Raw genomic sequence first — 16,479 nt, 5'->3', positions numbered from 1 at the left:
CGGTGTGTGCTTGGAGTTGCTCAGACAGTTCGCAATACGATTTCAGTTGCAACAGCTGAGCAACGACATGAAGCCCTATGGCTGAACCCGCAAACAGCTTCTTTGACCGATGATCCTGAAAAATAGACCGATAATCTAGGACATTGAGCACTTTGAGACATTGACAAACTACTAAAAATTCCTTATCGTTATCCATGGTTTGCTCCTTTGTTTGGGAGAATGATGGATAGCGCGTCATTCCCTAAACATAGGTGCTTTTTCTTTGTTTGTCTAGATTAATAAATACTTTATATTACAAATTAAGTAAATATTTGATGTGAGGTTTGATGCATCGGTAATGCAAAAAATACAACAATTTGAGCCAAAAGTAGCTTTATAGCCTCTAAAACGGATAAATTGTTATACAACATACAACAATCCTTAGCTTGCCCAGAAGAAATCAAGGAAATTTTTGTACGTTGTACAACTTGCCTTCCTAATTTCCCCTTTCTCCCACAAAGCAGAAAACAAAAACATTAACAAAAAACTGTCACGACTTCGCCGCCGCCCTTAGCTTTAATTTCAATCAACGTTCACTAGGCGACATGTAAAAAAAGGACTTCATCGAATTTAACATTCGCTGAAGTCCTTTTTGACCTATATTTATAAGATTTACTTGTCTTTTTTAGCGTGTGAACCATCGCAGTTACCTTCAGTGTTTTGTGTGTTTCCGCATGCGCATTTACCCATGATCTCAGCCTCCTCACTTGTTTGTGGTGCTGAGGTAATTATATCCATTTCACTTACAATTGTAAAGTGAATAATTAAAAGTTAGTAAATGAGTTTAATTATCATTCTCATTACACTTGTTCGTACTTTTTTAGCACTCTCCTGTCGAGACTGCCAAGAATTTGACAATGACGTACTCCATCATGCAAGGTATAGTTATAGCAACACAACATGATCGATAGTTTGCTAGTTTCAAAATAAAATAATTAACCCTTGGGAGGTACTATGAAATCCACGAAACTCACGATGATCGCGACGGCCGCTATGGCTTTCTCCTTATTTGCATCAGCTTCACTTTCGCTTCCAGCTTCCGCTGCAGCCAAAACAAGCGCTGATTTCTCAGATTTGGCCGGTAGTGATGCCGCGCTTAAAGCTAAGATTGATGCGATGATAGCAGCTGGTGTTTTTGAAGGCGTCTCGGACAGCACATTTGGCATTACGCAAAATATGACTCGTGCTCAATTTGCTAAAGTAGCCACATTGATCTACAACATTACTGTTGATCCTACCGTTAAGGTGTCCAGTTTCTCTGATGTTAATGCCAATGATACAGCCAATGGCTGGGCCATCCCTTATATTGAAGCAGCCAAAAAAGCAGGCCTCATAGACGGTGTTACAGACACCACTTTCCTTCCCGGCGATTCGGTAACGACAGCTCAGCTGGATACTGTATTGCTTAAAGGTTTAGGCAAAAAGATTTCCATGACTGGCTCACCTTGGTACGCAGATGCTGTAAAACAAGCAACAGAACTTGGCATTCACCCTGCTAGCAAATCTGGCGACCAGCCTGCCAATCGCGCTGACCTTGTTATAAGCTCCTACACAGCTCAGCAAGTTTTTGGGAATCAAACACGCATTTCGATTACAAACACACAAGCCTCTTCTTCCGACAATAAGAAGGTTCAAGTTACTTTCAATAAAAAGGTAGATGCTAGCAAAGCAACACTCACTTTGAAAAATGGTTCAACCATAGTCCCTACGACAACTGAGTGGGCTAGCGATGGCCAATCGGCAACATTAACAGCCAACTTAGCGCTCGCTGCAGGTGATTACACGGTTACGCTTGGCGGACTTGATGCTTCCACTATCCAAACAACTACTGGCAGCTTTAGCGTTATAGCCCCTAGCACAGGGAACGTTTCGATTAACGGCACCTACACATTAGCTAGTGTGCTCGACAGCGGTCTAACAGATGCAGCCACAGGATCAAACGGTCTAGTTAGCAAAGCAACAGCTGAAGATCCAACACTAAGTAAATTAGCTAAAGAAATTGAAATTAAAGTGACATCGGCTAGTGGAGATCCTATTGCTATCCCTGGGGTTGTTCAATCCGTTCATTCCTCAGATCCTAGCATTGCTAAAGTTGGTCTTACCTCGGACCATCACGCTTACGTTCTAGGCAACAAGCCGGGAACTGCTGACATCAGTGTCATTGTCCAAATTGGAAATGGCGACGCTAAGCAATTACACGTTACTGTCACGGTTAAAAGCGACGCGATCACTGCCAAGGAAATAAAAGCAGGACAAACTACCATTGAGAAGACGGTAACAGGCAGTGTTTATACCTTCAATGCTTATACGGAAATGGATCTTTCCATCACAGATAACTACGGCATTAAGTATAAAAGCGCGGACATTAGTGGCTATAATTTCGCACTAGGCACCCTTTTCATCACGAATGACATTAAAGGAAATCCTGCTGTCGGAGCTGTAGGAACCGTAGAGATTGACGCGGCTGGAAACGTTAATGTGACTGGTAATGTGACTTCCTTCGAAATAACCGCAGTAACTCCAACAGGTGAAAAAGCAACAAGCTTCGTGACACTTAACCACTAGTAGAACCAAAAAAAGACCGTCAGAGCATTCACTCTGGCGGTCTTTTTCATCTATTATGGCTTAAACGCCAGCAAAGCCTCTCTAACCTCGGCCGCCGTGTCCATTTCCAAAATTCTTTCAGTTAAAGCCGCGCAATCGCTGCGGTTCAAATCCGTAATCACTTTCTTCACCTTGGAAAGAGATGAAGCTGCCATACTCCATTCATGCAGACCTAACCCGAGCAAAAGCGGTGCAGCAAGCGGATCTCCGGCCATGCTGCCGCACATGCCGGTCCATTTTCCTGCAACGTTAGAAGCATCAATGACTGTCTTGATCAGTCGAATGACGGCGGGATGGAAATAATCGTATAAATAAGCTACCTTCTCATTCATACGATCGACAGCAACCGTGTACTGCACAAGATCGTTCGTCCCGATGCTGAAGAAGTCTACTTCCTTGGCAAATCTGGAAGCGAGCAATGCTGCTGACGGAATTTCAATCATAATTCCCAATTCTACAGAATCCGCATAAGGGATTCCTTCTTGGCTAAGCTGTTCGCGAGTCTGCTCATAGATTTCTTTCGCCTGACGCCATTCTTCCATGCCCGAAATCATCGGAAACATGATTTTCACATCACCGTGAACCCCCGCTCGCAAAATCGCACGAAGCTGGGTTATAAGCAATTCCTTACGGTCTAGACAAAGTCGAATGGCTCGGTAGCCAAGAAAGGGATTCATCTCCTTCGGCAAATCCAGATAAGGAAGCTCTTTATCGCCGCCAATATCGAGCGTACGAATAACAACAGGGCATCCCTTCATTGCTTCTGCTACTTGCCGGTAAGCCTTATATTGGGTTTCCTCGTCAGGCATCTGAGATTGTCCCATGAATAAAAACTCTGTGCGGTACAGTCCTACCGCTTCAGCCCCTTGGCTTAGCAAGCTTGCCGATTCTTCCACCGTGCCGATGTTCGCGGCCAGTTCCACACGGAAACCGTCCTTCGTAACAGCATCCCGTTCCACATAAGCCAGCAGCTCGGCCTTCTCAGCCTCATCACGCAGCATAAGAGCATGAAAAGATTCTTTGGTTGACGCTGATGGGTTTAAGATACAGTCTCCGGTCGAGCCATCAATAAGAAGCTCATCTCCGTGCTGAATCTGATCCATCCCATCCCCCAACCCCAGAATCGCTGCGATCCCTAAGGAATTGGCCAAAATAGCGGTGTGGGAAGTTTTGCCGCCTATACGAGTGACAAACCCAAGCACCAAACTTTTGTCCAACTGAACCGTATCAGAAGGTGTCAGATCATCAGCTATGAGAATGACAGGCTCCCCGATATCGGAAAGCTGTGTCCCTTTGCGTTCACATAACTGAGCGAACATCCGGTTTCCTACATCACGAACATCTGCCGCGCGCTCCCGCATATATTCATTCTTCATGCTTTCGAACAGAGCAGCAACCTGCGTAACCACTTGATGTATCGCGCTTTCCGCTGTCCACTGCTCGCTCACGATTAATTTCTCCATGGGTGGATAAAAGGTTGGATCCTGAAGAAAGCTGATCTGCCCTTTCAGAATCACAGCCTTTTCTTCCCCAAGCGTACGCTGCGCCTTCTCAATCAGAACTTGCAGTTCAGCTTGGCAAGCAGCTTTGGCTTCCCGAAGCCGTTCAACCTCGGCTGCGGTATCTTGCGTTTTCTTTTTCTCTACGTCCGTTAGCCGCACTGGTGCGTACACGAATGCTTTACCTGTGCGAATGCCGGCGGATACCCCTAGTCCTTGCAGTACTCTCTCCGTCATACTAGTTCCTCCTATCCCTCAAGCTGCAATAAGCAGCTCTTATGCTTCTCCAAAGCCGCTTTCCACCAATTCAGCCAAAGCATCCAGCGCCGCTTGTTCATCCGGTCCTTCTGTTGTCAGGGTAATGACCGAACCCTTCTCCAACCCAAGCGTCATAAGACCGAGAATACTTTTCCCGTCTATGATCGAGATATTAGGTTCACTCTTATATTCAAGATTTACAGTTGATTGAAAAGATGCCGCTTTTTCCGTAAATAGTTGGGCAGGGCGAATATGAAAGCCGGAATCGTTCCGGATTGTAAGTTCCTTTGTAAGCATGACTTGCACATCTCCTCTTAAATGGTTTCCAAAATCGTTATCAATTGCTGCGCTTCGGTAACTTGCAACAAGCTTTCACGGAACTCCTCATGAATCAACTTACGGGAGAGAGCGATCAAAATTTGCAGATGCTCATTGCCTGCAGCGGCCTCTGGCACGGCGATCATGAAGACGATCCTCACAGGCTGGTCATCTAGTGATTTCCAATCCAGAGGCCCAGTCAACTTGGCAAAAGCAACGCCCGGCTTGCTGACTCCGTTCGACTTCCCATGAGGAATAGCAACCCCGAAGCCAATACCTGTCGAACCAGTCTCTTCCCGCTTCAAAACCGCCTCCAGATATGCTGCTTTATCCGAAATACAGCCAGCGGCTGCAAGTCCGTCGATCATGGATTGAATGCATTCTTCTTTGCTTGTTGCTTGCAATGGGATCAAAATGCTTTGTTCGTTCAGCAATTCTTGAATATTCATATCCGTATCCTCCTAAATATAAAGGGGGAAGAGAGGTTCAGTCCCCCTGCGCTTGGTTAATAGGTGTAAAGATTTAGTCTCTTATAGGCTTCTTCAATATATTCAGCATGATGGCTGTAGCAACTGTTCCCGCTACGATAGCTAAAGCATACAAGGCCAGGTGACCGACAGCATTCGGGATCGGCAGGACGAAAATCCCTCCATGAGGCGCGCGCAGAGTAGCACCGAACAGCATGGATAAAGCACCTGTTAAAGCAGAGCCGACCATGATGGACGGGATCACGCGGAACGGATCACCTGCTGCAAACGGAATGGCACCTTCCGTGATAAATGAAATCCCCAGAACGGAAGCCGCTTTACCGGCATCCCGCTCCTCCTTCGTAAATTTCTTCGGAGCAAGTAACGTTGCAAGCCACAAACCAAGCGGAGGTGTCATACCAGCAGCCATCACTGCTGCCATCGGACCATATACACTGCTAGCCAACAATCCTACAGCGAACGTATACGCCGCTTTATTCACAGGGCCGCCCATATCGAATGCCATCATCGCGCCCAGTAGAATACCCAGCAATACGGCATTCGTGGATCCGAGCGATTTGAGCCATACCGTCAAACCATCCATAATTGCTTTTACAGGTTCGCCAATGACATATATCATTAAAAGTCCAGTAATTCCAGTAGCCAGTAAAGGAATAATTAGAATAGGTTTTAAGCCTTCAAAATTCTTAGGCATCTTGATATAATCTTTCAACAGCTTCGCTACATAACCCGCGAGAAACCCGGCAATGATTCCGCCTAGGAAACCTGCTCCCATTTTTGAAGCGAGCATCCCGCCAACAAGACCCGGCGCCAAGCCCGGCTTTTCCGCAATAGAGAAGGCAATGAATCCCGCCAAGATGGGTACCATCAAAGCAAAAGCTGCTCCGCCGCCGATGTCCATTAAAGCTGCTGCAAAAGTACCCTGTTCTTTAAAAGCCTCAATTCCAAAAATAAAAGAAAGTGCAATTAGCAATCCGCCAGCGACAACCAAAGGAAGCATGTTTGAAACACCTGTCATCAAATGCTTATAGGCTCCGGTTCGTGAAGCGCTTCGCTGTGATTTCGACTGCTCTACTTGCTTCAGATAATCACCCGCAGAGGCTGCTTCTTTGTTCAACGCTTCATCGAGAAGGCCTCCCGGATTTTTGATCGCCTGCGCCACAGGGACTTTAACAACCGGCTTTCCAGCGAAACGGGATTCTAATACATCCGTGTCCGCAGCTACAATAATGGCATGAGCCTCGGCAATCTCTTGCTCGGTAAACTCATTTTCTACGCCAACAGCTCCTCTGGTTTCTACTTTAATCGTAATACCCTTTTCTCTAGCTGCTTTTGCTAAGGATTCAGCAGCCATGTACGTATGGGCAACACCGGTTGGACAAGCAGTAACTGCAAGAATCTTTTTCATAGACGCCCCCGCCTTCAATTCGAATTTGTTGTTTTTGGAATAGACCATATGTTCACACTGCCCAGTTTTTCTTCCACTTCAGCAAGCGTACAAACCTGTGTTCCTGGCTTCAAAGCCGTTACGGTTCCTGCAGTTGAGCTCCACCTCGCTGCTTCTTCCAGTGACATGCCATGCAGCATGCAATAAATGAGCGCGGCTACCATGGAGTCCCCAGCCCCCACTGTACTTAGGGGAGTAATTGGAGCAGGTTTAGCACGAATGGCCTCCGTCTTCGTTACAAGAATCGATCCCTCTCCGCCTAACGAAACCGCCACGTAAGCAATTCCTTTAACGATTAATCTTCTTGCCGCATCGATAATCTCTTCATCCGTCCGGAAGGACTCTCCGAAGAACGACTCCAGCTCATGAATGTTCGGTTTGATCGCGTAGGGAACAGCCTCAATACCATGGACGAAAGACTCACCATCCGCATCCAATACGGTCCGTACACCTGCCTCATTGGCAATTTGGATAAGTGTCTTATAGAAATCACTCGGTATTCCCTTTGGCAAACTGCCCCCCAAGACAACTAACGCAACGTGACTAACATCGTTTCTGAAACGATCAAGAAATTGACTTAACACGTCTTCGTCTACCGTAAAACCTGGCTCATTCAACTCCGTTGTTTCCCGCGTATGTTCCACATACACCTTCAGGTTCGTTCTCGTTTCACCCTTGGCCTGAACAAACCAATTGGGGATGCCTAGACTCGAAAGTGTATCCGTCAGCACATTCCCCTGGCGCCCTGCACACAGGCCCCAAGCCGTCACATCAATGGAAAAATTCTTCAGTACTTTGGCAACATTGATGCCCTTTCCTCCAGCATCCATTCGCCATTCTTTAATCCGGTTCAACCCGCCAAGAACAAAATCTTCTACCGTTACCGTTTTGTCTAAGGCCGGATTCAATGTAATCGTCAAGACAGGCAGCTTCATGACTTCCTCCCACCTGTTTGTACGACGGTAACGGTAACCCCAGCCGTATCTAGCTCTTTCAGCGCATTGTCCGATATACCGTCATCCGTCAGAAGCTGGTCAATTTCGGTTAATGCCGCAACCTTAGCAAAAGATACTCTTCCGTATTTGCTGTGGTCCATGAGTAAAATCACTTGCTTGGTTGAACGGAAGAAAGACCGTTTGGTCGAAGCCTCCAACATATTTGGTGTTGTTAATCCAATGACAGGATCCAGACCGTTGATAGCCACGAAGGCTTTATCAACATGCACGGATTCCAATGCTTTCTCAGCCAAGGGACCTACCATCGCCAGCGTTTCATGACGCAAGGTGCCGCCCGTAAGAATCAAATCGATTCCTGTGTTGGTAGACAATTCTTGAGCTACTGCAACGGAATTGGTTACTACCGTAAGCTTTTTGAATGTTTTCAATTCTTTAGCCAAATAATAAGTTGTCGTTCCCGAATCAAGTAGGATAGAATCGCCTTCCCGAACCATGGACGCCGCTTCTTTGGCTATCAGTTCCTTTTGTAAACGATAGCGATCTTCTTTTTCCACAAAAGTAGGCTCTGAATTATCGCTGACAAAAGCCACGGCTCCTCCATGCGTACGGCGAAGCTTGCCTTCTTCCTCAAGGATCTTCAGATCTCTGCGGACCGTTGATTCAGACACCTGAAAATGCTGAGCCAGCTCTTGAACGGACGCACGCTCTTTCACTTGAACATAATCGGCGATCTTCTGCTGACGTTCTTCCTCAAACAGCATCACGACCCCCCCTATTCCATTTTATAGATTTGCGCATATACGGTCATTCATTTGATTGTTTAATCTCATTTATGATTATATGTGATCGATATTTATTTGTAAAGCGCTTTCTAGAGGTAATTTCTTTCATATTAGTCATATTTAATCACAATATAATAAGCTGTCGCGCATGAAAAAACCACCCTCAAAGGGGTGGGTTTTAGAAGCAACTATGATGAGGTCACTTTCGCTTTTCTCCGAGTTCGGGCTGAAAACGTCCAATTCACGAAAAAAATACCGATAAGGATGAGTGATCCTCCTACATACACGAACCATTCTATGACTTCACCAAGCAGCAGCCACCCTGATAAAACACCGAAGAACGGGGCGAGGAATAAGAAGGCGCTCGTTTTACCGGGATCCCCTTGTTTCAATAAGAAAAACCATGAAGCGAATTGCACGATAGATGCCATGATGGCAAGCCATAATAGAATCAACACGGCGGATACGCCTAGGATTAGCTTCGGGGTTTCCATGGTCAGACTCATAACAAGGAGAAGGAGACCGCCGAACAGCATTTGGTAAGCGGTTAGGACCCACACATCGAAACTAGCTCCCCATTTCTTAACGAGCAGTGTGGAGATAGCCCACGAAATTGCAGATCCCATCCCAAGCACCGTACCCGTTTGCAACTGCATGTGAACACCTAGCGTGATAAACACGCCAACACAGCCGATCATGACTCCAATCCATTGGGAAATTCGGTATTTTGCGCCTAGAAACAGCGTTCCCAGCACGATGACGAGCAGTGGATTGGTGAAAGTCAAAATCGATGACTCACCAGCGGTAATCGTGCGCAAGCTTAGAAAAATACAGCCCATGACGCCAGCTGTTTGGAACAGCCCCACGCTCATGATTTTGCTCCAGTCACGAAGATTACCTGGACGCGGCCTTTTTCTCACAAACAGAGCCATCATTAGTCCCGCCAGTGTAAAGCGACAGCCTGCCAACAGAAGAGGTGAGAAATAAACCAAACCAATTTTACCGACAGCGAAGGAAGATCCCATCAGTGATGTTGTGACAACAACCATTAATCCAAATAAATAGCGATTCATATTATCCTCCCATAGGCTGCATACACGTTCAGGATGACTGTTGTCTTCACACTCAAATTTCGTTTATTATCGAAGTATGACTGTAATACTAACCTTAGTATATATCGATTATAAACTGAATTGATTTCGTTCTGTATCGAAGTATGATTGTATGAAGCGGAGGCTGATAAGGATGTGTATGAATCCAAATATTGTGGAAGTGGCTTCACTGATAGGCGAACCATCACGCATCACGATTCTGCTGAATCTTCTCGGCGGCAAATCGCTGCCCGCCAGCGAACTAGCGCGATTCGCGCGCATTACACCTCAGACAGCAAGCTCCCACCTATCGAAGATGGTGGAGGGCGGTCTTCTCGTCCATGAGTCGTATGGACGTCACAAGTACTACCGGCTGGCGAGCGCCGAGGTGGCCTATGCCCTGGAGGCGCTGCAAGCGATCGCCTCCCCGAAGCCGATTCGATCACTGCGCGAATCCGATCAATTAAGGGCGCTGCGCTATGCGCGCACCTGCTATGATCATATAGCCGGCCAGATTGGCGTAGCCCTGACGGACCGACTTCTTGAGTTAGGCCTGCTGCAGGAGGCAGGCAAGGATTTCATCCTCAGCCCTGCGGGTAAGCAGCGGTTGGAACGATTCGGCGTCGAGGTCGAGGAAGACTGCAAACGCAGGCGCCATTATGCGCGGCAATGCCTCGACTGGAGCGAGCGCCGCCATCATATCTCGGGCACGCTTGGCGCTGCGCTCACACGCCGGCTGTTCGAACTTCGCTGGATTGAACGGCTGCCCGATAGTCGGGCTGTGCGCGTCACCTCTGAAGGTCTGCAAGGACTTGCCGATGAATTCGGCGTTGTGCTGTGACTCCTGAGAAATATATACATTTCAGGAACCACACCTGCCCTTATCCACATATATTGGTTTAGCGTATTTCTGGCAAAAAACTTTAAGGAGATCATCCATGAATTATCCTCCTTCCTATTACACGTACCTCTATTCACCCTATGATCGTTACCCTATTCCTGCTGCTTACTACCCTGTTTATTGGGTATGGAATCGAGATTATCCGCAAGTAGATACGAAGGTTCTCTCACATTCAGTTGCAACCTCTCAGACCCTCCTTCGAGACGCCGCTCTCTTAGTCCAAAAGCTGGCGGACCCAGCTATAGCCGGCCAATTGATGAGCAATGCTCAGAAAGGCAATCAGAAGGAAGTGGATCGGATTATCCACACTTTGGGTATTGAGTCCATCATATTGACTAAATTTACACCAAGTGTTGTTCATTTCACTATCGATCCTCGCGTACCGGATAAACAGTGCTGTGAAATAGTATTGTCCCTTAAATGGGGTAAATGACAAAAACAAAGAGCAATCGAAACCAATATGTTCATTGGCTTGGATTGCTCTTCATAGTTCTTACCGGACGTCCGCTGCGTTCAACAATGGCCATACTCTCCCCAGCCAATTAGCTAGAATGACAAGCAAAATCCAGTAAAAGATATAATAAAGATCTAGCATCGAATAGGAAGATACATAGTAATAAGTCCGTTTTTTTTGTGCGGAAAAACGCTTCGCTTCCATGGCCACAGCCGTCCGGTGGGCACGGCGAATGCTCTGGGCAAGAAGAGGAATGGCGTACATTCGCAGCGTCGAATACCATCCGGTGATGGGATTACGCTTCTTCTTGCCCCGAACCTTCAGCGCATAGCGAAGAGTTTGGAACTCTTCGAGCATGAGCGGAAGCATGCGCATCGCGGCGAGGAAGCTGTAGGCGTATTTCGGCGCGACTTTCCACTGCTGCATCATGGCATAGAACAGCGCAACCGGCCGTGTGGTCAAGCTAAACAGCAGCCCAACCGCGGCAACCTGAAGGCCACGAAAGCCAAGATGGATGCCGCGGTAAAAGCTTTCTTCGGTGATTCGGATGAAGCCTAGCTGGTACCACAGCGTATCACCGCTGCCGAACAACATCATCCCCGTCGAAGAGGATAGGAAGATAAGCAGGAACGGTGAAGCATACAACAGCAGCCGCTTCATAGGATGGCCGGAGAACAAGAAGAGCGGCACCAGTGCGCCCAAGGTCAAATATATCATGGCATTCAGATTATGCGTGAACACGACAACTATAAACAGAAAGATGGACAGGATAAGCTTCACAGCCGGATTCACCCGGTGCAGCCAGGTTTCACGGAACGCGAATGTTATTTGCATAGCATCGCAGCTCCTTCCGGCGCATGTGCCGCGGAGGCCGGCAGCTTCTCAGCCGGCCATTCCTTCACATGCCCATCTTCAACCCGCCAAACGCGCGTGGCGCAGCGTTTCACAATCTCCGGATCGTGCGTGACCATCACGATCACGGTTCCGCTCGCCCGCAGCCGCTCCAGCTGCTGCAAGATGCGCAGCGTGCCGCGCGCATCAAGCCCGAAGGTGGGCTCATCGAGCAGCAGAATGCGTGGGCCGCGCACCATCGCGGACGCCACGCTTAAGCGCCGCTTCTGGCCCATCGACAGCTGGAACGGATGCCTCTTGCGCAGCGCGAGCAGGTCGTACTCCCTAAGCAGCCGCTCTATAGCCGCCTGCTGCACATCCCGCCCCTGCTCCGCCTCCGGCAAGGAGTAGGCCAGCTCTTCCTCCACCGAATTCGTGACGAATTGGAATTCGGGGTTCTGGAACACAAAGCCGACTTGCTCCGCAAGCTGCTCGACTTTGCTGCCCTTAACTCCCTCGATCCAGCAGCTGCCGTGGGTCGGGATGAGCCGCATGATCGCTAGCAGCAGCGAGCTTTTGCCCGCGCCGTTGGGGCCGACGACGGTAATCCAGTCGCCAGGATAGACGCTCAAGTTATCCACAGAGGTCTTGATCTGCCCTCCGCGCAGCCCTACCAAATCGCGTAGTGTCATGACCGGCTCCGCAGTCTGAAGGTCGGAGGTTGTTTTTAACTCCAACTCATTATCGTCCCAAACCCCAGGGTACCAAATCCCGTACTCGATCATTTGCTGTTTATGAGCTTCGAACACTTCATGAGGCGGACCATCTGCTAAAAGCCCTCCCTCGGGTGACATGACGATCAAGCGGTCGATGAATCCCAGGATGCCGCTTATTTTATGCTCCACGATAACCAGTGTCTTCTCAGCACTAATCCTTCGAATCGTTTCCCAAACCTGCTCAGTGCCTTCCTCATCCAGAAGCGCCGTAGGCTCGTCAAGGAACAGCACTTCCGGCTCCAGCGCGAGTACGCTCGCAATAGCCAACCGTTGTTTCATCCCTTGCGACAAATTCCCAATCAAGGTATGGGTATCCTCTAATTGAAGTCCCACCAACTCCAGATAATACGCGATAAGAGCAGGCATCTCCTCACGAGGGACTTGTAAATTTTCCAAGACGAATGCAATTTCCTCATCCACATAAGGCATGCAGAACTGTGTCTCCGGATCTTGAAAGACATAGCCTGAGCGGCTTGGTGTGTGGATGCCATCTGCCTTGAGCGGAATCTCTACAATGTCAGGCACAATACCGCTTAGCACTTGAAGCAGGGTCGATTTGCCACAGCCGCTCGGCCCTAGAAGCAGTACCTTCTCCCCGGGCTCAATTGAAAAGGAAATCCCCTGAAATAACAGGGGGGCGTCCTCTCCGGGATATTTTAACCTTAGATTCGTAACGCTCATTCCTTCGCTCATCACGTTACCCCAATACGTCGTAGTCTTTCTTTGAAACAGGACGAACTAGACTAAGCACACCGGTACGAGCCAATGCACCCGCTAAGTAGTACGCGAATACGCCGGCGATCAAAGCGCTGCCCAACAGACGAAGTCCAATAAACAGACAGTAATTCCAGAACGTGAGCTGATCAATATAGCCATAGTAATTGTCCACGAGTAAGGAAAGCACTGCGGATGCGAAGGACGCTAGGATCGTCACGCCCACATTGGCACGGCGGTACAGGAATAGCGCAAAAATGAGTTCAGCGCCAAGCCCCTGCAACAACCCATAGACAAGTGTAGAGACACCCCATGAGCCGCCAAAGAGAGCCTCAATCGTCGCAGCCGCTACCTCAGCCAATAAAGCAACGCCGGGTTTGCGAATAACTAGAAATGCGAAGGTTGCTGCCATAAACCACATGCCATAACTCAGCTGCTCCGCGTGAAGTCCGAAAGGTTTCAAAATATCATACATCGGCCCCCATACGCGATAAATCACCCCAAACACCGCTGCGATCACAATGGTGATCAAAATATCCGTCAATTTCAAACCCTTTGCTGCTGTTTCTTTTTGTGCCATCTGTTTGTTCGACTCCTTTTCATTTATAGATATGTAAAATGAGATAGGCGAACACGAAAAAAAGCCCACCGGGTAGCGGCAGGCATAAAATTAGTGCTAGACAAGGCACTTCATTCTCTACGCTGGCATTACCCAGATCAGATTAACGGTCAGCGGCATGGGGCCGCTATCTCAGCCTGACTTCATCAAGCACCCGTGTTGCTATTCATTTGGCTTAACTGTAGCGGATTGCCAACTTTTTGGCAATCCTTTTTTGGGGGTCATTCGCTCTATTTTTCAATCAAATGCTGCAAGTCATGCGTCAATCCGTTCAGCTGGCGAATGCTGTCTACGATATCTTCAACACGTCTTTGCTGCACTTCAGCGCAAGCAAGCACCTCTTGCACGGAAGCTGCAGATTGCTCAGTAATCGCTGCCACGGACGTCATTTCCTCTGCAACTCTTTGCGACGAAGTTAGCAATCGAGCATTCATGCGCTGCAGGTTTTCCGCTTGTTCCATGACTTCAGCCGTATTATTGTTGATGACTTCGAACAACTGATCGACGCTCTCCGCTGATTTCTTACCTGATTCTACGGCGGTAATGCCGACGGCAACCTTCTCAACAGCTGTCTCTATACTTTATCTTGAATTGAGCCTAGAATTTCCGTGATGTCTGTGGATGCCACATGCGCATTCTGCGCCAGCTTACGAATTTCGTTCGCAACAACGGAGAAGCCTTGGCCATGCTCACCTGCACGGGCTGCCTCGATGGAAGGTGGGCTCTGCATTCGCACCATCCATGACCCTGAACAAGAGAATGCTAATGACAATCCTGCTGATATTGTAGACGAACATGCTAATTATATCGAAGGTCTATCTGTAGAAGAATTGAAGGCTTATCTAGTGTCTGTTACTGAGGTGGATGCTGTTCAAACACTTATTGCTTCGGAAAACACAAGGAGCGAACCAAGGAAGAGTGCATTGAAATTACTGGAAGACAAGCTTGAGGTATTAGAAGATAAGTTCCGTATTTAGAAACACCGACAGGTTATTTTTTACAGTTCGATATAAAGGATAACGGAGGAAATAAATTTCACCTTTGGATTCGGTCACTTTATAGGTTTTGATCGTAAAGCAAAAAAAGTAATCCATCCCAATTTTCCAAGCAAAGGAGTGAATTACATTTTTGCGGGTTTTTATTGAGCAGTAACGATCCTTAATAGGCCCTTTTATTTTATACTAACTCAAACTTCGCAGCCTGAAATCGGCAGATAAGCCTTGAGGTAACTGGGCAAACCGACAATCCATTGTTGTAGTTGACTTTTTATTAATTTCGAAAGTTTTTTGGATGCTTTTGTAGCTACTTCACTGATCAAATCGATCAGTTGCTGTAAGGCGACTACCCAATCCAAGGTGCTGACTTCATCACATAGCAAATAAAACAAACCACCAAGCGTTCTTTGGTCCGTGCTTTGTCGATGCTGCCATGCAAGCAGAATATAACGAGAAAATACAATCGTTGTATGACTAACGAGTAGGTCGTATGAAAGACCTTGAAACTCCTTTTGCAGGCGTAACATGGATTTTGCACACTTAAAGAAGACCTCAATATTCCAACGCATCGTGTAGGTACTAATGACTTCCTGAGGCGTCAAAGTCAAGTCGGTGGAGAGAATTGCTAGCCATTCTTTTTTCTTGGAGCGATGCCGAATAAATACCACGAGCACCGGTATTCCGGCGACCAATTCAGTTCGAATGCAGCGAAGAATATCGGACTTCTTTCCCTCAACTTGCGGGGCTACCAGATACAATTCCTTTAGGTTCAGGCGGATTCCTCCAACTAGGTAACGTTTGTTGTCATTTTTAATCATGCCAATGACATGGAGACCACGATCCAGGATTTCTTTTATGAGTGGCGCATGGGTGAACCAACTGTCCATTAAGGCATAAGACGCAGACGCACCAGCAGCTATGGCACGGTCTATCATAGACGCGATGACCTTTGGCGCTGAAAGTAGCGCTTCCTCGCGGCGTTTATAGCCGACGGTTCGTTTATCCGTCCATTCAGAGATGCCATTTATTTGTGATTTGACCGAGCTCAGCAAAGCAAAATCCATGGGAATAAACGAATGGCTGTCAGACCATCCCATCGTCAGCATACGGAAGCCTTTATAATAGGCTCCAGTGGCGTGATCTTTGAATCTTGCAAGCAATTCTACCGCTTTGCTGCGGTTACGATCAAACATGGAATCGTCAAAAATGAATGCGGTCACACGCTCGTCTGAGGTTAGCGTTTCGACTTTATGGATGGTTGCTGTGCTAAGGGAAAGGAGAAACTGTCGCCAAGCAAATTTGGTATGATTCAAAAAACGATAAACGGCGTCTTTGCCTGGAAATGATTCCGCTTTTTCACTTTGGAGCAGGCGAAACCAATTTTTCTGATGAAACAAAAGAACGAATACAAGCTGATACAGATAAGCAGCAGAATAACCAAATTTCTTGCTTATTTTTGCGTCTTTTAAGTGCTTTAGCACATGAAGTTCTTCGAATGCCGGTTTAATTTCTTTAGGCAGTTGATTGCAGGGCTGCTTTTGATCTATCATATAGAGGACACCTCTTCTGTGTGGTAGTGGATTGCTCGACACAATCACTATATCAAACGGAAGCGGTGTTTTCTATTTTTGCAAGAGATAGATTATTATCTTGAGTTAGCTATATATATCAAGGGGTTAAAAGCAATTTTGCTCTGCGAAGTTTGAG

Annotated in this window: 17 protein-coding genes and 1 riboswitch; of the genes, 4 read left to right on the top strand and 13 right to left on the bottom strand. The window is 47.4% G+C overall.

Features of this window, described 5'->3' with window-relative positions; translation table 11 throughout:
• Nucleotides 1-993 precede the first annotated feature (993 nt).
• A complete protein-coding gene (locus G519_RS48170; protein WP_029198531.1) occupies nucleotides 994-2,604 on the top strand; it encodes an S-layer homology domain-containing protein in 1,611 nt (536 codons plus the stop codon).
• 53 nt (nucleotides 2,605-2,657) lie between these two features.
• On the opposite strand, the gene ptsP is transcribed toward G519_RS48170, so the two are convergent.
• From ptsP to G519_RS0134770, 7 genes are all read right to left on the bottom strand, one after another.
• Nucleotides 2,658-4,379 (bottom strand): phosphoenolpyruvate--protein phosphotransferase, encoded by a 1,722-nt coding sequence (ptsP, locus tag G519_RS0134800; protein ID WP_029198530.1) that lies wholly within the window; start codon nucleotides 4,377-4,379, stop codon nucleotides 2,658-2,660.
• Between the two features lie 39 nt (nucleotides 4,380-4,418).
• Entirely contained in the window at nucleotides 4,419-4,697 is a 279-nt protein-coding gene (locus G519_RS0134795; protein ID WP_029198529.1) for an HPr family phosphocarrier protein, read from the bottom strand.
• A 17-nt stretch (nucleotides 4,698-4,714) separates the two neighbouring features.
• Nucleotides 4,715-5,167: a PTS sugar transporter subunit IIA gene (locus G519_RS0134790; protein WP_029198528.1), complete on the bottom strand. Its 453-nt coding sequence runs from the start codon at nucleotides 5,165-5,167 to the stop codon at nucleotides 4,715-4,717.
• Nucleotides 5,168-5,240: 73 nt separating this feature from the next.
• Nucleotides 5,241-6,614, bottom strand: a complete 1,374-nt coding sequence (locus G519_RS0134785; protein ID WP_029198527.1) for a PTS fructose transporter subunit IIC — start codon at nucleotides 6,612-6,614, stop codon at nucleotides 5,241-5,243.
• Between the two features lie 14 nt (nucleotides 6,615-6,628).
• Nucleotides 6,629-7,588, bottom strand: coding sequence for a 1-phosphofructokinase (gene pfkB, locus G519_RS0134780; protein ID WP_029198526.1), 960 nt, complete (start codon nucleotides 7,586-7,588; stop codon nucleotides 6,629-6,631).
• Nucleotides 7,585-8,370 carry a DeoR/GlpR family DNA-binding transcription regulator gene (locus G519_RS0134775; RefSeq protein WP_127528306.1) on the bottom strand — a complete coding sequence of 262 codons (786 nt, stop codon included), beginning with the start codon at nucleotides 8,368-8,370 and terminating at the stop codon, nucleotides 7,585-7,587. Before G519_RS0134775 ends, pfkB begins: the two co-directional genes overlap by 4 nt.
• Nucleotides 8,371-8,579: 209 nt before the next feature.
• A complete protein-coding gene (locus G519_RS0134770; protein ID WP_029198524.1) occupies nucleotides 8,580-9,464 on the bottom strand; it encodes a DMT family transporter in 885 nt (294 codons plus the stop codon).
• Between the two features lie 172 nt (nucleotides 9,465-9,636).
• On the opposite strand from G519_RS0134770, the gene G519_RS0134765 reads away from it, so the two are divergent.
• Nucleotides 9,637-10,323 (top strand): ArsR/SmtB family transcription factor, encoded by a 687-nt coding sequence (locus G519_RS0134765; protein ID WP_029198523.1) that lies wholly within the window; start codon nucleotides 9,637-9,639, stop codon nucleotides 10,321-10,323.
• A 97-nt stretch (nucleotides 10,324-10,420) separates the two neighbouring features.
• Nucleotides 10,421-10,816: a hypothetical protein gene (locus G519_RS46085; RefSeq protein ID WP_051253958.1), complete on the top strand. Its 396-nt coding sequence runs from the start codon at nucleotides 10,421-10,423 to the stop codon at nucleotides 10,814-10,816.
• 60 nt (nucleotides 10,817-10,876) lie between these two features.
• Here G519_RS46085 and G519_RS0134755 read toward each other — a convergent pair whose 3' ends face one another.
• The 5 genes from G519_RS0134755 to G519_RS51780 form a co-directional block, all read right to left on the bottom strand.
• On the bottom strand, nucleotides 10,877-11,671 hold the full coding sequence (locus tag G519_RS0134755; protein ID WP_029198522.1) for an energy-coupling factor transporter transmembrane component T family protein: 795 nt from the start codon (nucleotides 11,669-11,671) through the stop codon (nucleotides 10,877-10,879).
• The gene (locus G519_RS46080) at nucleotides 11,662-13,137 is read right to left on the bottom strand and encodes an ABC transporter ATP-binding protein (RefSeq protein ID WP_051253957.1); all 1,476 of its coding nucleotides are present in this window, start codon (nucleotides 13,135-13,137) and stop codon (nucleotides 11,662-11,664) included. The genes G519_RS0134755 and G519_RS46080 overlap by 10 nt, the downstream gene beginning before the upstream one ends.
• Before the next feature lie 4 nt (nucleotides 13,138-13,141).
• The gene (locus tag G519_RS0134745; RefSeq protein WP_029198521.1) at nucleotides 13,142-13,738 is read right to left on the bottom strand and encodes an ECF transporter S component; all 597 of its coding nucleotides are present in this window, start codon (nucleotides 13,736-13,738) and stop codon (nucleotides 13,142-13,144) included.
• Nucleotides 13,739-13,835: 97 nt separating this feature from the next.
• A riboswitch (TPP riboswitch) is annotated at nucleotides 13,836-13,945 on the bottom strand.
• Nucleotides 13,946-14,007: 62 nt separating this feature from the next.
• Nucleotides 14,008-14,274: a hypothetical protein gene (locus tag G519_RS0134740; protein ID WP_029198520.1), complete on the bottom strand. Its 267-nt coding sequence runs from the start codon at nucleotides 14,272-14,274 to the stop codon at nucleotides 14,008-14,010.
• Nucleotides 14,275-14,351: 77 nt separating this feature from the next.
• The gene (locus tag G519_RS51780) at nucleotides 14,352-14,507 is read right to left on the bottom strand and encodes a methyl-accepting chemotaxis protein (RefSeq protein ID WP_244280322.1); all 156 of its coding nucleotides are present in this window, start codon (nucleotides 14,505-14,507) and stop codon (nucleotides 14,352-14,354) included.
• Between G519_RS51780 and G519_RS50810 the strand changes: the two genes are divergently transcribed.
• Complete coding sequence (locus tag G519_RS50810; RefSeq protein WP_029198519.1) at nucleotides 14,488-14,754, top strand: hypothetical protein; 267 nt, start codon at nucleotides 14,488-14,490, stop codon at nucleotides 14,752-14,754. The genes G519_RS51780 and G519_RS50810 overlap by 20 nt on opposite strands.
• A 209-nt stretch (nucleotides 14,755-14,963) precedes the next feature.
• Here the strand turns inward: G519_RS50810 and G519_RS0134730 are convergent, their stop codons facing one another.
• Nucleotides 14,964-16,322: an IS4 family transposase gene (locus G519_RS0134730; protein WP_029196969.1), complete on the bottom strand. Its 1,359-nt coding sequence runs from the start codon at nucleotides 16,320-16,322 to the stop codon at nucleotides 14,964-14,966.
• Between the last annotated feature and the right edge of the window lie 157 nt (nucleotides 16,323-16,479).

This window comes from Paenibacillus alginolyticus DSM 5050 = NBRC 15375 (assembly GCF_000422905.1).
GTDB lineage: Bacteria > Bacillota > Bacilli > Paenibacillales > NBRC-103111 > Paenibacillus_E > Paenibacillus_E alginolyticus.
The sequence above is the reverse complement of the archived record's forward strand: the minus strand, read 5'-3'. Positions and strand labels throughout refer to the sequence as shown.

Excerpts from the sequence above, each read along its gene's own strand:
- G519_RS48170 (WP_029198531.1), top strand. The coding sequence starts at position 994 with ATGAAATCCACGAAACTCACGATGATCGCGACGGCCGCTATGGCTTTC.
- ptsP (WP_029198530.1), bottom strand. The coding sequence starts at position 4,379 with ATGACGGAGAGAGTACTGCAAGGACTAGGGGTATCCGCCGGCATTCGC.
- G519_RS0134795 (WP_029198529.1), bottom strand. The coding sequence starts at position 4,697 with ATGCTTACAAAGGAACTTACAATCCGGAACGATTCCGGCTTTCATATT.
- G519_RS0134790 (WP_029198528.1), bottom strand. The coding sequence starts at position 5,167 with ATGAATATTCAAGAATTGCTGAACGAACAAAGCATTTTGATCCCATTG.
- G519_RS0134785 (WP_029198527.1), bottom strand. The coding sequence starts at position 6,614 with ATGAAAAAGATTCTTGCAGTTACTGCTTGTCCAACCGGTGTTGCCCAT.
- pfkB (WP_029198526.1), bottom strand. The coding sequence starts at position 7,588 with ATGAAGCTGCCTGTCTTGACGATTACATTGAATCCGGCCTTAGACAAA.
- G519_RS0134775 (WP_127528306.1), bottom strand. The coding sequence starts at position 8,370 with ATGCTGTTTGAGGAAGAACGTCAGCAGAAGATCGCCGATTATGTTCAA.
- G519_RS0134770 (WP_029198524.1), bottom strand. The coding sequence starts at position 9,464 with ATGAATCGCTATTTATTTGGATTAATGGTTGTTGTCACAACATCACTG.
- G519_RS0134765 (WP_029198523.1), top strand. The coding sequence starts at position 9,637 with ATGTGTATGAATCCAAATATTGTGGAAGTGGCTTCACTGATAGGCGAA.
- G519_RS46085 (WP_051253958.1), top strand. The coding sequence starts at position 10,421 with ATGAATTATCCTCCTTCCTATTACACGTACCTCTATTCACCCTATGAT.
- G519_RS0134755 (WP_029198522.1), bottom strand. The coding sequence starts at position 11,671 with ATGCAAATAACATTCGCGTTCCGTGAAACCTGGCTGCACCGGGTGAAT.
- G519_RS46080 (WP_051253957.1), bottom strand. The coding sequence starts at position 13,137 with ATGAGCGAAGGAATGAGCGTTACGAATCTAAGGTTAAAATATCCCGGA.
- G519_RS0134745 (WP_029198521.1), bottom strand. The coding sequence starts at position 13,738 with ATGGCACAAAAAGAAACAGCAGCAAAGGGTTTGAAATTGACGGATATT.
- G519_RS50810 (WP_029198519.1), top strand. The coding sequence starts at position 14,488 with ATGGAAGGTGGGCTCTGCATTCGCACCATCCATGACCCTGAACAAGAG.
- G519_RS51780 (WP_244280322.1), bottom strand. The coding sequence starts at position 14,507 with ATGCAGAGCCCACCTTCCATCGAGGCAGCCCGTGCAGGTGAGCATGGC.
- G519_RS0134730 (WP_029196969.1), bottom strand. The coding sequence starts at position 16,322 with ATGATAGATCAAAAGCAGCCCTGCAATCAACTGCCTAAAGAAATTAAA.